Source organism: Epilithonimonas hispanica, from assembly GCF_003385395.1.
Taxonomy (GTDB): domain Bacteria; phylum Bacteroidota; class Bacteroidia; order Flavobacteriales; family Weeksellaceae; genus Epilithonimonas; species Epilithonimonas hispanica.
Genome location: NZ_QNUG01000038.1, coordinates 1 through 14,569, shown reverse-complemented (window position 1 = coordinate 14,569; position 14,569 = coordinate 1). Strand labels below are relative to the sequence as shown.

12 protein-coding genes are annotated in these 14,569 nt (G+C 32.3%); 3 read left to right on the top strand and 9 right to left on the bottom strand.

The features are described from left to right. Positions 1-7 precede the first annotated feature (7 nt). From DRF58_RS14490 to DRF58_RS14450, 9 genes are all read right to left on the bottom strand, one after another. On the bottom strand, positions 8-1,126 hold the full coding sequence (locus tag DRF58_RS14490) for a glycosyltransferase family 4 protein (RefSeq protein WP_116036450.1): 1,119 nt from the start codon (positions 1,124-1,126) through the stop codon (positions 8-10). After that, complete coding sequence (locus tag DRF58_RS14485) at positions 1,123-2,481, bottom strand: hypothetical protein (protein WP_116036449.1); 1,359 nt, start codon at positions 2,479-2,481, stop codon at positions 1,123-1,125. The genes DRF58_RS14490 and DRF58_RS14485 overlap by 4 nt, the downstream gene beginning before the upstream one ends. Continuing rightward, complete coding sequence (locus tag DRF58_RS14480) at positions 2,478-3,776, bottom strand: lipopolysaccharide biosynthesis protein (protein ID WP_116036447.1); 1,299 nt, start codon at positions 3,774-3,776, stop codon at positions 2,478-2,480. The genes DRF58_RS14485 and DRF58_RS14480 overlap by 4 nt, the downstream gene beginning before the upstream one ends. After that, positions 3,776-4,753 carry an acyltransferase family protein gene (locus DRF58_RS14475; RefSeq protein ID WP_116036445.1) on the bottom strand — a complete coding sequence of 326 codons (978 nt, stop codon included), beginning with the start codon at positions 4,751-4,753 and terminating at the stop codon, positions 3,776-3,778. Before DRF58_RS14475 ends, DRF58_RS14480 begins: the two co-directional genes overlap by 1 nt. A gap of 12 nt (positions 4,754-4,765) precedes the next feature. Beyond that, positions 4,766-5,770 (bottom strand): polysaccharide pyruvyl transferase family protein, encoded by a 1,005-nt coding sequence (locus tag DRF58_RS14470; protein ID WP_116036443.1) that lies wholly within the window; start codon positions 5,768-5,770, stop codon positions 4,766-4,768. A gap of 33 nt (positions 5,771-5,803) precedes the next feature. Then, positions 5,804-6,955 (bottom strand): GDP-mannose 4,6-dehydratase, encoded by a 1,152-nt coding sequence (gmd, locus tag DRF58_RS14465; protein WP_116036442.1) that lies wholly within the window; start codon positions 6,953-6,955, stop codon positions 5,804-5,806. 19 nt (positions 6,956-6,974) lie between these two features. Continuing rightward, a complete protein-coding gene (locus tag DRF58_RS14460) occupies positions 6,975-7,925 on the bottom strand; it encodes a GDP-L-fucose synthase family protein (protein ID WP_317124869.1) in 951 nt (316 codons plus the stop codon). Between the two features lie 62 nt (positions 7,926-7,987). Continuing rightward, on the bottom strand, positions 7,988-10,369 hold the full coding sequence (locus DRF58_RS14455; protein WP_116036438.1) for a GumC family protein: 2,382 nt from the start codon (positions 10,367-10,369) through the stop codon (positions 7,988-7,990). A gap of 5 nt (positions 10,370-10,374) precedes the next feature. Continuing rightward, positions 10,375-11,739, bottom strand: coding sequence for an exopolysaccharide biosynthesis polyprenyl glycosylphosphotransferase (locus tag DRF58_RS14450; protein WP_116036437.1), 1,365 nt, complete (start codon positions 11,737-11,739; stop codon positions 10,375-10,377). Positions 11,740-12,089: 350 nt separating this feature from the next. Here DRF58_RS14450 and DRF58_RS14445 point away from each other — a divergent pair, with 350 nt between their 5' ends. From DRF58_RS14445 to DRF58_RS14430, 3 genes are all read left to right on the top strand, one after another. Then, entirely contained in the window at positions 12,090-12,677 is a 588-nt protein-coding gene (locus tag DRF58_RS14445; RefSeq protein WP_116036435.1) for a ParA family protein, read from the top strand. Between the two features lie 71 nt (positions 12,678-12,748). Next, entirely contained in the window at positions 12,749-12,976 is a 228-nt protein-coding gene (locus DRF58_RS14440) for a hypothetical protein (protein ID WP_034978754.1), read from the top strand. 332 nt (positions 12,977-13,308) lie between these two features. Beyond that, on the top strand, positions 13,309-14,418 hold the full coding sequence (locus tag DRF58_RS14430; RefSeq protein WP_116036433.1) for a replication initiation protein: 1,110 nt from the start codon (positions 13,309-13,311) through the stop codon (positions 14,416-14,418). Positions 14,419-14,569 lie beyond the last annotated feature (151 nt).

The window sequence follows — 14,569 nt, the reverse complement described above, 5'->3', positions numbered from 1 at the left end:
CAACAGATCATTTTTTAGTTATTTTTTTTAAAAAATCATTGTATCTATCACCGTAAGCTTTAAATGACAAACTTTCAGTAGATTGCATAATGTTTCTTAGTCCTTTTTGATTATTAGCCAAAATAAGAGCTAAAGTTATTTTTTCTTCTAGAGAATCTACGTCATATTTATCCATCTCTTGTATGAAATTTTCATCAATTATAAATTTCTTCAAATCCCTTCCTCCAGAATAAGCACTACACACTAATGGTAATCCACATGCCAAAGCTTGTGGCTGAACTAAAGCTAAACCCTCATCACGCGATGGTAAAACAAAAACTTTTGCTTGTTGGTAGTATTTTACTAATTGTTTTTCATTAACTGGATCAATATGTGTAAAACATTTATCATTGGTTGGAAAATCTAAATCAACTAAGGGGCCTACATGTAAAAAACGTAAATTCATTCGTTTAACTACCTCTAAAATTAGATCACAACCTTTACGGTAACTCCATTGTCCAACAAGTATTAAATCATAAGGATTTTCATTTGATAGGCTTGTTGGATAAAAAGATTTTAAATTAACACCATAATTATTAACAAATATTCTTTCAGATTCAAATCCTCGTTCCAAAAATGTCTGATTTACATGATCTGATCCTACAGAAATAAAATCTGGATATATATATCCTTTTAAATCTCTCTTTATATGTAACCTGCTCATATTTTTAGCAGACGACGGAATAGATTGTAAAACTTTAGCTTGATGATCAACGTGACTAATCCCTCGTTCAAGTATAGTTATGGCTCCAAAACGTTTTTTAGCTGCTTTTATGGATTTGATGTGCATTGGACTTTGCCCTATAAATATATCACAAGGCTTCATATACCATGAAAGCATCCAATCACAGCAAAAATTATATAAATCTTCTCTCCAACGGCCATGTCCAAAAAATTTAAACAAAATTAAAAAAGGAATAGCAAATCCAAAAAGAGAATATGAACATTCTTTTTTTAATCCGAACTCCATTGATCGCCTAGTTCTGACATATGAATAAAAACGCACAGTGTGTCCACATTTCTCCAATTCTCTGGCAAGGTCAAGCATATGTGTTCTTCCTCCAAAAGATGCAACATTGATTATCATTTACTTAATTTTTTACTTGTGTTAATAGAAGCCAATAAAATAATACCAAATAGAACCGTAAATCCCAATAAATTTGGCATTGCTAATTGCCTATTGCTTATAAAAATAAAGAAAGGAGGTATAAAAAAGTAAGGCAAATAGTCTTCATTCCTTCTAAAGCAGTTAAATGCTTTAATAGAGTATGAAAAAGGAAAGATAACTCTAATGACAATCAGAAAAAGACCTCCCATCAATAACCCCATCTCACATATTACACGACTCCATTCTTCTTCAGCAACTGCAAAAGGTTTTGTAGAACTATCTATTCCCAAAAGCTTTTCTCCAACTTTTGTTCCTATTCCTAATCCAAACCCAGTAAAGGGTATTTCTTTACCCGTGAAATTTTGTGTATCAGTAAACGCTCTTTCATAAGATCCTAAAAACCGGTTTTGTATCGTTCCCGTAACGACATTTCCTTCAGAATCTGACGCATTCTCAAATCGTTCTGATAGGTTATTAACAGCTATTCTGAAAAAATTAATTTGAGATAATATAGCAACAGATATTACTAAAACAATTGAGAGATTAAAAATTTTAGTATAATCTTTCTTTAAAAATAAAGGTGCTAAAATCGCTAATAATAAAAGAATTAACGATTGAAAAATAATGCTTCTCGATAAGCAAACAATAATAGAAACACCAAATGAAAGAGTAATGATAACTAAAAATATTCTTGGAATTTTTATAGATTTAGGTAGATTAGCATTAAAAAATAAAAAATACATTAAAAAAGCTCCGACTAAAAATTCAAAACCTACCATTCCCGAAATAAATGAAAATGTGCCAGATGGCCTAAAGTAACCACCAACTCCAGCAAAACCTGCTCCTTCTTCATTTCCACCAATTCCTCTATTAACCCAAGAAGATTGTGGAGAAAAATATTGCAAAGTGATAAGTATGGTCATAAAAAATGAAAGGTATAAAATCACTTTCCCAACTATAAGCAAGTCGTAGCGTTTCAGAGACTTTGAAAAGACAAACATTGCTGGAAAATAAATACCTATAATACGAAAACCATAAATATCTACTAAAAAATTTTGATGTCCCCATATTAAAGTTGTAAAAAATGCAATACTACCCAACGCAATTAGAAAGACAACATATTTGCTATTTGTTAAATTTTTATGTAAACCTAATATGAGAACATAAAGAACTATAGGATCTCTAATTACTAAGAATATATTTGATAGTCCCGGCAGAAACCATTTCCGAAAAGCACTTTCAAATATTAAAAAAAATAGATAAAGCCAAAAACAAAGTCTAATTTTATCTTGTACTGATCTATCATAGTCTATTTTTAAAACATTTATCTTCATTGCAATTTAATATTTAATAATTTAAAAGCTCTAGGAAATAAGAATAGAGCCATTCCAATTTCAAATGCTAAGGCACCAATACCGGCACCAATTATGCCCAAATTTTTACAACCAACATATGTTATTAAAATGGCTAATAGGGAAAAGACTACTCCTGAAATAGATAGCTGATAGGGTTTATTCATTGCTCTAAAGACTACACCAACCGTCCACCAAACGGCATTTACGGCTGTTGCCAGAACCAACAGAAACCATAAGATATACGGAGGATTCAATTCGTGCTTGGTCCATATATTATAGATTGGTAATCCTATCGTGGCCATACCTATACAGCCTACAAGCGCTAGAATTCCTGATATCTTGGTTGCTTTCGTTAAAATATTTTTGGCTTTAGCGACATTTCCCGCCCCTATTTCCATCTGTATTTCTGGAAATACACTCGTATTAATAATACTGTATAACTGATTAACAGAACGAGAAAGAGTCCTTACCGTATTGAACATTGCCACTGCGGTTGGCCCTAGGGTAACTCTTACCACAAAGGTAGTCCCTTGAAACAAAATGCTTTGCCAAAGTGGAGACATCAAATAGCCTAAACCAAGTCCAAAAACTTCTTTTGAAAAAGTTTTGTTATAAACACCTTTAAACTGCTTCCCTAAATTTAAAATTCGCAACGCAATTCTTCCGTAAACTAAATTATCAAAAATAGCAATTAGCAATTGTCCAAGAGCAAAACCGACAACACCATATCCCAACATAAGCATCAAAAGTCCAATCCCAATATTTAAACATCCACTCAGTGTCTGAAGATTGATTCCCAAATGTGCTTTGCGAGCGGCTCTGAAGTTTGCCTCATACAGCTGCATATAAAAGCCTAATAATTTTGCCATCATCATCATTAATAAGGCATAACAAGCCTCGTCTGTTGGAATAAGCGAATGAGCTAGCCAATTAAAATGTAATGCAAGACCAACACCAACAGCGCCAATTAACATCGCAATTAAAATGACTTTCGTGATAATCACAAAGCCTGTCTTCAGCACATCGGCAGCCTCCTGATATTTACCACTTGCATATTTTAATACAAAACTATTAGATGCAGCAGATCCTAAACCTAAATCAGAGAATGCTAAAACACTTGGAATAATTGTTAAGGTTAACCATTCACCATAATAAGCCGTACCCCAGTGTGTAATAAAAAAAGGAATCAGGAACAATTGCTCCAAAACTCTCACTCCCTTTTGACCAAAGGAAGAAAGTCCATTTTTTATTATGTTTTTTTTTGTTGTATTCATTATTTCTCACCTATCATAATTTCTAACTTCAATAATCTTAAACTATAAGTTATAAGTAAAGCTATGGAACACGAAGAGAAAAAGGCTATACCTACTAATTGCCAAGGATACATATAATAAAAATTATCAAAAACCACATAAATAACTGGCGCATGAAAAAGATAAATTCCAAAACTATTTTTGTCAAAGAAAGATATTAGCTCAGACGTCTTGCTTGGCATAAATCTATACATAATTAAAACCATAAGAATTGAAAACACAAATCTAATCGGGGCTCCAATGCTAGTTTGTAATGTTAAAAATCTAATGTATAATAGTGGTGGTAAAACTATCACTCCTAAATACCACAAATTTTTGTATCTCTTATCAAATAGAACATCTTTGTATGCGTGGACATAATAACCTAATAAAAAAAATACTTCCCACTTTAGAATTAAGTTTATATATAGAAAAGATGGAAAATGTCCATTAAAAACACTAGTCAAAATGGCTATAACAAATAGTGCCAATTTTAAAACTATAGAGTTCTCTACAAATGAAATTAGATATTTTGAAATGATAAAAATGCCAAAAAGAGTAGGTAAAAACCAAAGATGACCACAATCATTTTTTATGAAAAAATCTCCAAGTGCTGAGAAATATCCATTTGAATAATTAGGATAATGCGCTAAAAACCGTATAGGAATTAAATATACCAATCCTACAAATAAAAATGGAATAAGTAATCTCTTACCTTTATCAATAATGAATTCTATATTATTTTTTTTATTTTTTGAATAATAATAGAGAAATCCAGAAATAGAAAAAAATAGCTGCATTTGAAAACTATTGATAAATTCCTTGAAATAATAAAGACTTTTTGAAGGATAAGTTGGATGGTAAATATCCCACCTTGGATCAAAAATAATTACACAATGTCCAATAACAACAAAAAATATTGCAAATACCCGTAGATTTACTATTTGTGAATTTCTCATACTAACTAATCTCTATATATACTTTGAGATTACGCTACATAGTTTATCCATCTCTTCCTCGATAATTTCCATATTGGGATACATAATACCATTATTTGCTTTATAGTCGAAGCCTAGTCGATCGAAAATTCCAGCTCTAGGCGTTTCAAATAAAAATCTTGCTGGATGACCACATGCTAAGGATGTGGCACAAGCATGAACGCGATCAGAAACTACAAATTCAGCAGATTTTATAACCTCTAAATATGTAATAGGATTAAAACTTATGAAACTATTTGGCATTGCAAAATTGATATGATTGAATTTTGTGTTGAGATTCTGAATTAATCTTACAATTTTTCGACCTCCAATTTCTTCTTGTTGTGGTAATGAATAATTAAGATGTCTTGCAAATTTAAAAGGTAAACCGAACTTATTTTTTCTATGCTCTACTTGTAAATTTTCAATAGAAAAATCCCCAGTTACTTTGAAGTTTGGTTCATTTTCCATATAAAAACTACTTACAAAAAAAGGTTTATCTAATTTAAAAGTATCCAAAGGAATTGTTTTGTCTACAAGGAAAGCTGTACATATTCCATTATAAGCGTTTGGAACAAATTCTCTAAAGTTATTGTATGTTTCCTCATCTCTAGTTGAAAAAAGCAAAGGGGGATATTTCTGTAAAAATGCTCCAATTTCTTTTTTTTGTGAAGGACTCACTGCAGTACCAGAAACACTAATAAAAGCGTAATTATTACCTTTTTCAATTATTCTCTTTATAGCAGTTCCGTAATCTGTAATTAAAGTTTTCAGCATGGGACCAGAAAACACATGCAAATCTGCGTCCTGCCAATCTAATAAATTTAGTGCATTATTTAATTGCTTTTCAGACGTAATTCTAAAAGCACGTTTAACAGGTCCTTCACCCAAAACAATATTTGCTTCAGGATATATTTTTTTTAATAAATAATAAAGCGAATACTGATACCAACCATCACCTACATTATTCCATGTTGAATTTTCAATTAATATTTTCATAAAATTTTTTTATTTTTTGCTATACTTCAAAATTTACCCCACAATATGCTCCAGCTGACCATTATAATTAGTTTTTACCAATTGTAGGTCAGATTTTATCATTTCTGCACAAAGTGCCTCTACATCGTATTCAGGATTCCAACCCAATTGCGTTTTGGATTTGGTAGGGTCTCCAATTAATAAATCTACTTCTGTTGGGCGGTAGTATTTTGGATCCACTTTAATCACTGGTTTATTTGCTAATTTGCTGATGCACTGATTGGCTACTTCATCACCAACAATAGCTCTGTATTTTGCTTCATCAATAGACTCAACAATACCGACTTCATTCTCAGCTTCGCCTTCAAAACGAAGGGTAATACCAACTTCTGCAAATGACATGCGTACAAAATCTCTAATGGAAGTGGTAACGCCTGTAGCGATAACATAATCTTCAGCTTTATCTTGTTGAAGGATTCTCCACATCGCTTCTACATAATCTTTGGCATGTCCCCAATCACGAAGCGCATTTAGATTTCCTAAATACAATGTTTCTTGTTTTCCTAAAGCAATTGCTGCTGTTGCCATCGTGATTTTGCGGGTAACGAAAGTCTCTCCTCTGCGTGGTGATTCGTGGTTAAACAAAATCCCGTTGCAAGCATACATATCATAGGCTTCACGATAGTTTTTGGTAATCCAAAAACCATAGATTTTTGCTACTCCGTAAGGTGAACGTGGATAGAAAGGTGACTGCTCATCATAGAAACCAGCAGCATTTTTGTTTTCTTCAAGACCACCATATAATTCTGATGTTGAGGCTTGGTAGATTCTGGTTTTCTTTTCTAGACCAAGAATTCTTACTGCTTCCAAAATACGAAGCGTTCCCAATCCATCTACATTACCTACATATTCTGGAGAATCAAAAGATACCTTTACATGAGACATTGCCCCTAGATTATAAATTTCATCGGGCTGAATTTCCTGAATGATTCTAATAAGGTTGGTAGAATCCGTCAAATCGCCATAATGCAATTTGAAGTTAACATGTTGTTCATGCTGATCTATATAAAGATGATCAATTCTTTGGGTGTTGAAAGATGATGATCTTCTTTTAATCCCATGAACCATATAACCTTTGGATAATAAAAGCTCTGCTAAGTAAGATCCATCTTGCCCTGTGATACCTGTTATAAGTGCTACTTTCATTTTTTTTGTTTTTTCTTAGTTATAGTTTTACTTCTTTATAATTCTCTATGTTTTCCAAAAACCAATTATAAGTTTTTCGAATACCATCTTCTAATTCAACCCGATGTTTCCATCCTAGATCATGCATCTTGGATATATCCATTAGTTTTCTTGGAGTTCCATCTGGCTTAGAACTATCCCATTCTATTTCTCCTTGGTGACCAGTTACTTTTTGAATTAATTCAGCTAGATCTTTTATTGTTAAATCGGTTCCTGTTCCAACATTATACAAATACTCAGGAAGTTCATTATCTAGAGCAAAAACAACAGCTTCTGCTAAGTCGTCTACAAATAAGAACTCTCTTAGAGGAGTTCCAGAACCCCATAAAACGACATTAGCATTGTTGTTTTCTTTCGCTTCATGGAATTTTCTAATCATTGCAGGAAGTACGTGGGATGATTTTAAATCAAAATTGTCATGAGTCCCATATAGATTAGTAGGCATCATGCTTACATAATCTTTACCAAACTGCTTACGAATAGCTTGACAAGTTTTTACGCCTGTAATTTTTGCAATAGCGTACCATTCATTAGTTGGTTCAAGAGAATCGGTTAATAGATAATCTTCTTTTAGAGGCTGTGGAGCAAACTTTGGATAGATGCATGAACTACCTAAAAAGATGAATTTTTTTACATCAACTTTAAGAGACCCATCAATTAAATTATTTTGAATTTGAATGTTTTCCATCAAAAATTGATAAGGAAAATCGTTGTTGGCCAAGATACCTCCCACTTTTGCTGCTGCATCAATGATAATTTCTGGTTTTTCAGCTTCCAAAAACTCTAAGACATCTTGTTGATTTCTTAGATCCAATTCTTTGCTAGTTTTGCCTATCAGATTAGTATAGCCTTGTTTTTCTAGAGTTCTCCAGATGGCACTTCCTACCATTCCTCTGTGTCCAGCTATGTATATTTTAGCGTTTTTATTAATCATTGGGTTTATAATATAAAAGTTGAATTTTATTTTTTATAATCAGTGTTTTCTCTGTGGGGTTATGATTTGAAAAATTTTTCCCACCATTTTTTCTTCACTTCTTCTTCTGTCTCATAATAACCATACTGAAAATAATAACCGCTATTGTAGCTATCGTATTTTTCTGGGATAAAGTCATTAATCACCAAATTCATTCTTGGTAGCTTGTTTGTTCGGTAAATTTCATTGGCCATCTCTACTTGTTTAAGATTGGTATAATTAACCCTCACTGAGTAAAGTGAAATATCACAATAGTTACTAATGATTTGGTAGTCTGTAACTACTGTAGGAGGACAGTCTACTACGATAAAATCAAAACGTTCTTTCAAAAGATTAAACATTTCTTCACATTCCTTAGACATCAATAACTCCGAAGGATTTGGAGGAATAGGACCACTAGGCATTACTTTTAAATTACTAAAGCCTTCTAAGTCATAGATAATTTCGTCCAAACTTACATCATTGATAGCATAGTTAGTAAAGCCTTTTTTATTGGCTAAGCCAAGTTCGCTAGCAAGTTTTGGTTTTCTAAGATCCATCCCAATGAGCAAAACTTTTACTTGTTTGTTTGCGGCTAATGTAGCGGCAAGGTTTATGGAAATAAAGGTTTTCCCTTCTCCAGGCATAGATGAAGTAATCATCAAACAAGTACCTTTATCCTTATTTTGGTAAAAATGAAGATTGGTACGCAGTATTCTAAATTGTTCTGCCAAAGGACTTCTAGGGTTGTTTTTAACTTCAAAAACCGCAGTACCCTCTTGGTGTCCAATTTCTCCGATAATAGGAATTTTGTTGTGGCTATTAAGTTCTTTTTTGGTCTTAAGTTTAAGATTCGATTTTTGTCTAATAAAATAGACTAAGAAAGGCAAAATAGCTCCCAATAACATCCCGGCGAATAAAATCATGCTACCTTTTGGTTCTACAGGTTTATCGGAAACTCTAGCATAATCAATAACTCTAGTATTAGACAAAGTAGAAGATTTACCCAATTCTGTCTCTTCTCTTTTTTTCAAAAGGAAAAGGTATAACTCTTGTTTAATAGCCTGTTGACGAGATATGTCTAGAAATTGTCTTTCTTGTAAAGGCATCTGCCGTACTTTGCTCAGATTTTGATTTGCTTCTGATCTTAGTTGTCCCGCTACGGTTGCATAAGAACGACGTGTAGTGGAAATACTTCCCAAAAGTTCAGTACGTAGACTAGAAAGTTGACTGTTGATACTCTTTACCAAAGGGTTGTCGGGTGTTGCACTTTTAGCTAGTTTTTCCTTCTGTACGACCAACAGATTGTATTGATTAATGATACCAGATAATGATGCGTCTTGCGTCAATAAGCTCGCTGGAATTACATGAGTATTCCCAGAACGGAGATGGTTTTCCAAAGAAGTGATAACATTAAGTTGAACTTCGGCATCTAAAGATTTCTGGGAGTTTTCTTTATAAACATCTAATAAAAGCTTGACTTGATCATCGATATTGGTAAGATCATTTTTTTGTTTAAAATTTTGAATTGCAACTTCTACGTCTTGCAACTCGCCCTCTACATTGCGTAAACGATCATTGATAAAGAAAAGAGTGCTATCGTTTATACTATTGTTGTCTTTTACTCCTTCTCTGATATAAGTATCTATTAGCTTATTCATCACCATCTTGCCCCTAGAAGGATTAGGCGATTTCATTTCCAAAGTAATAATACTGGTATTTTTATTGGGAATACTAGGCGTAATAGCCTGGCGGTAATTTTCTACAGTTTGAGAAGGCTTTTGAACTTCTAAAGACCATTCTCCATCAGGAGTAGCTTGTGAAGTATTTTTTTCAAAAACTAAGATTCCGAAATCAAATGAGATAGGTTTGTTTTCGCTTACAAAGATCTTTTTATCTTCCTTGATATACCAAATTTTCCCATCTTTGGAGAAGAGATTATAGCTATAACTTAGATTATCATCAAAAGCATTCTTTTTATAAGAGATGATTTTTAAATCCCAAGGAGTTTGATATGTTTTCTTTTCTTTGGAATTGAAAAATTGATTTTTCTTAACCTTAACATTCAGCTGTAGATCATTTACTACTTTATCTAATATACTATATGTAGTGATGATTTCCAACTCATTATCTACCGAACTTGCACCACTGAACAACCCCATTTCTTTGAACATATCAGAGCCTGCCATAGCTCCAGAAGCTTTACCTTGGTCATCTTTAATCAATATTTTTGATTTGATTACATACTGAGGTTCTTGTGATTTGTAATAAAACCAAGCCAGTACCAAACCAATAAAACCACAAATGATAATGTAGGGTAATAGTTTTTTGACAATGTGGACAATTTCTGCGAATGAAATAGAATTCTCCGATTCATTCCATTCAAAATCATCCCAGTCGTTTTCTTTTGTTGTGTTTTTCATTATAATTAATAAGCTTGTTTATCTCCTTTTACGATATTATAAACGGTCAAAAATATGATTTTAATGTCAAGTATTAAAGACCAATTGTGGATATACCAAATATCTTTTTCTATTCTATCCTCCATATCTTGCAAACTCCTTATCTCTCCTCTGCTACCCATTACTTGCGCCCATCCACTAATACCGGGTTTTACAAAATGTCTAATCATGTATTTTTTCACAAGATCAGAATAAGTCTCAGTTTGAGAAAGCATGTGGGGACGAGGACCTATAATAGACATATCTCCAATAAAAACATTGATAAATTGCGGTAACTCATCTATACTTGTTTTTCTTAACCATGCCCCTGTTTTAGTAATTCTGGAGTCACTCTTGGAAGCCGATTTGAAATCTGATTCAGAGTTGACTTTCATACTTCTGAATTTAAAACAATTAAATTCTTTATTGAGGTAGCCGGATCTTTTTTGTTTAAAAAATATAGGCCCAGGATTTTCCAAATATATTAGCAAACCAATGAGAGGAATTAGCCAAGATAAAATAAAGACAATAACAAGAAAGGAAACTATAACATCAAAAATTCGTTTTACTATTCTATTACTTACCTCTTCCAAGGGTTCTGACATCGACTTTATAATAGGAACTCCGTTGAAGGTAACCAGCTGCGAAACTTTCAGGTCCACACCTTTTAAATCCGGAATAACATAAATCCTGATCATATGTCTTGCTGCTGCTTTTATGAGGTGGTCAAAATCGATATGTTCTAAAGCATTGTCACAAATGATAACATTTTTGAAATTTCTTATTTGAAAAAGCCTTTGGACAGAGTCATGTCTGTTTTCTGTAATCTCGTTAAGTTGCTTTGCATCTATATTATAGGTTCCCCAAATATTCATGGTTTCTAAAAAGTCAACATTCTGCAGGTTGGCAGAAAAATTATTGCTTCCTACAACAACAGTGTTGAATTTTTTTGAACCTTTTTTTCGGATTTTTCTACGATATAAAAATATCAAAATCCTTCCTCCCAGCATCGTGACAGAAGTTAAGATCACAAATTGGAAAAAAGGAACGAAAAATGGCTCCGAGAAAACGAAGCGAGTACCTTGATCTGCTGCAAACCGAACAAAGGTTACGAAGAAAAAAAGAATTAATCCTTTGATTAAAAAATAATAGTGTTTTTCCGAGCTCTTCGTTAGGATCTTTTCATATAAGTGAAGTAGTTTTGAAATAATTATCCACCAGATATTAAATAAAAATAAAAATAAACCCTGCTTCCTTTCAGAAGAGAATATAAATCCTAAATTTAAAATTAAAAAGACATTGATACTCAAAAAATCTAGAATAATCAAAGAGGCTCGTAGAATCCAAATCATTTATAATATTGTATTTTTTTAATAATACAAACGAGTATCCACAAAAAATAATTGTTGTACCTCATGGTTATTTTAGTTTTAGTTTATGCAGACAAAAGTAAGTTTTTTTTTATGAAAAATGGAATGTACTAGTCCTTACCCAATATTAAATAAGGATTAATTTTTATGACATTGGTCTTTTGGGCATAGCTGTGTAAATATGAGAGGGGTAATTTTAATTAGTGAAAACTTTATCAAAATAAAATGCAATGAATAACGATTGAGTTTACATGTTTGTATAAATATATAAATGTATATTTGGATAAATATGTAAATACATATTTGTATATTTGTGTAATTGTATAAAATAAATGGCTAAAATAATTTTAAGTACTCATCAGAAAGGAGGCGTAGGGAAATCTACTCTTACGTTTAATTTGGCAGCTAATCTCAGAACAAACGCAAAAGTTTGCATCGTGGATATGGATTCGCAAGGATCTCTGCTTAATATCCGAGAGTTATCAGAGGTTCCTATTTTTTCTTCCAATGATTTGAATAATGTGATTAATTCGGATTATGATTTTATCTTTATAGATACTCCACCCTATTTGTCGGATAATTTGGAGCAGTTGTGTAATTTGTCTGACATTATTATCATTCCAACCAAGGCGGGTATTTTAGACTTATTAGCAATCAAATCTACTATTCAAATTATAAAAGAGAGCAATAATCAGGATAAAGCAATAATTGTTTTCAACATGGTTAAGCCAAATACAACTTTGACAGAGGAGATAAAAAATCAATTAGTAGATTATGATATTAAGGTCTCTCGGAAAATGCTTTCAGACTTGGTGGCTTTTTCTCGTTCGGTTGTACTGAATGGTGTGGAAGAAAATGCGAACGCGCAAAGACAAATAGATAATCTTACAAAAGAAATATTAACAATAGTGGCAAAATAGAATTTATACAAATATATATTTATTTAAATATGTATTTGTATATTTGTGTAATTATACATTTATATAAAGCAATGAGTAAATTAGATTTATCTGCCTTAATCGGCAAGGCAAAAGAAACCAATATGACGAGCCCAGTTCAAAAGGTTGTGCCTGTAAAAAATAAAATAAAAGAGACCCCTTTCAATGTTCATTTTCCAGATGATGTATTAAAAAGTCTCAAGATGTTATCTGTAGAAAAAGGAACAACAATGAAAAATTTGATTGTAACAGCGGTCCAGGAAAAATATTTTAATAAATAAAAAAGGGAAAATCCAAAAGATTCTCCCCAAACATAAAATATGTTTTTTCCTATCCCAAAGGTAAGGATTTTTTAAAATATGAAAAAGACAGAAAGCCAAGGTTTTTTTTGTGTGGTCTATTTCTCGGATACCAAAAAAACATGTTTTTACCATAAGGTTTGGAAACCTAAAAATCTAGCTTCCCAATTGCAAAATTGGCTGTGGATAAAATGCTTTATTAAGAAAGAAGATTATTTCAGCGATACGAAGGCTAATAGGTACTATAGGATCTTCGATAAAAATAATCCGGTAGAGAACTTCACTTATCAAATTTTCAGCGGAAAACAAGCACTATGACAAAGCGAGCAGGCAATTATTTAATACAATCCAATTATTTCACAAAAAGTGTTTTGAGAGATGCATCCGAAATGCAGAAAGAAATACTGTATTATTTACAAAGTGAAATCGATTTCCACGATCCTAATGCAACAGGTAGTGTGGTTTTTAATTTCGAAAAATTCTTGAAATATAAAAACATAAAAGACAAAAAGAATACATACTCACCATCAGAATTTTTTTACATCATCAATGGGCTTAGAAACATTAATGGGGTATTCTATAACAAACCCGCAAAGAAAACTGTTTTTTTTAACCTAGTAGACAGTGTAGAAATTAATGATGAAGACACCAATGAGTTTACCATCCGTTTTGCCAACTTTGGGAAAGTCTTCTTTTTCGAAAAATTTGCTTTAGAATATGTAGAAAGCTCCAAGGTTCCCTATACACAAATAGAGAAAAATATTATAGACCTCAAAGGAGATAAAAGAAAAAAGTTTTTTGAACTATTGTCCCAATATAAAGAAACCGGTATTTACAGAGTATCTATCGAGGAATTCAAAATGCTTTTAGGCTTTATAGAGTTTATAAACAATAATGAAAACCAGGAAGACATTGCAACAAAACAGATGCAGCTAGAACTTCTCTTCAACGAAGAAACAGCCCCGATTGATGTAGAAAGAGTAGAATATCTAAAAGTATGGAGCGAATTTAAAAGGGTTTTCTTGGATCCTGCCGTAGAAGAAATTAATAAAAATTCTAAACTAGACATCGATAATCTTATCTATATCCCAAAAAAAACAGGACGGAAGATTACGGCCATAGAATTCAGATTTAAAAAAAGAATACGCAAAGAATCATTGTCTGAAGAAGAAATCAAAACGATGAATTACTTTGTTGCTTACGGCATGAGTGAAGCTCAAGCCCTCTTTTTACTTCAAAGGCTTGGATATACAGAGATGTATAGAAGATTAAATCAAATGATCACCTTTAACAGCCAATATGACAACAAAGATTCTCCACTCTACAGAAGAAATGTTTGGTTTGAAAATATTTCCAATAATGAAATAAAAAACTTAGGAGGATTTTTTTACGAAAAAATGTTCCCAGAATTGAAAAACGAATAAAACATTTCCGGAATGACCTACATAGTTAATTGCTGTTTTTAACAATTTTCCCCGGAATGACCTACATAGTTAGCGGAATGACCTACATAGTTAGCGGAATGACCTACATAGTTAGCGGAATGACCTACATAGTTAGCGGAATGACCTACAT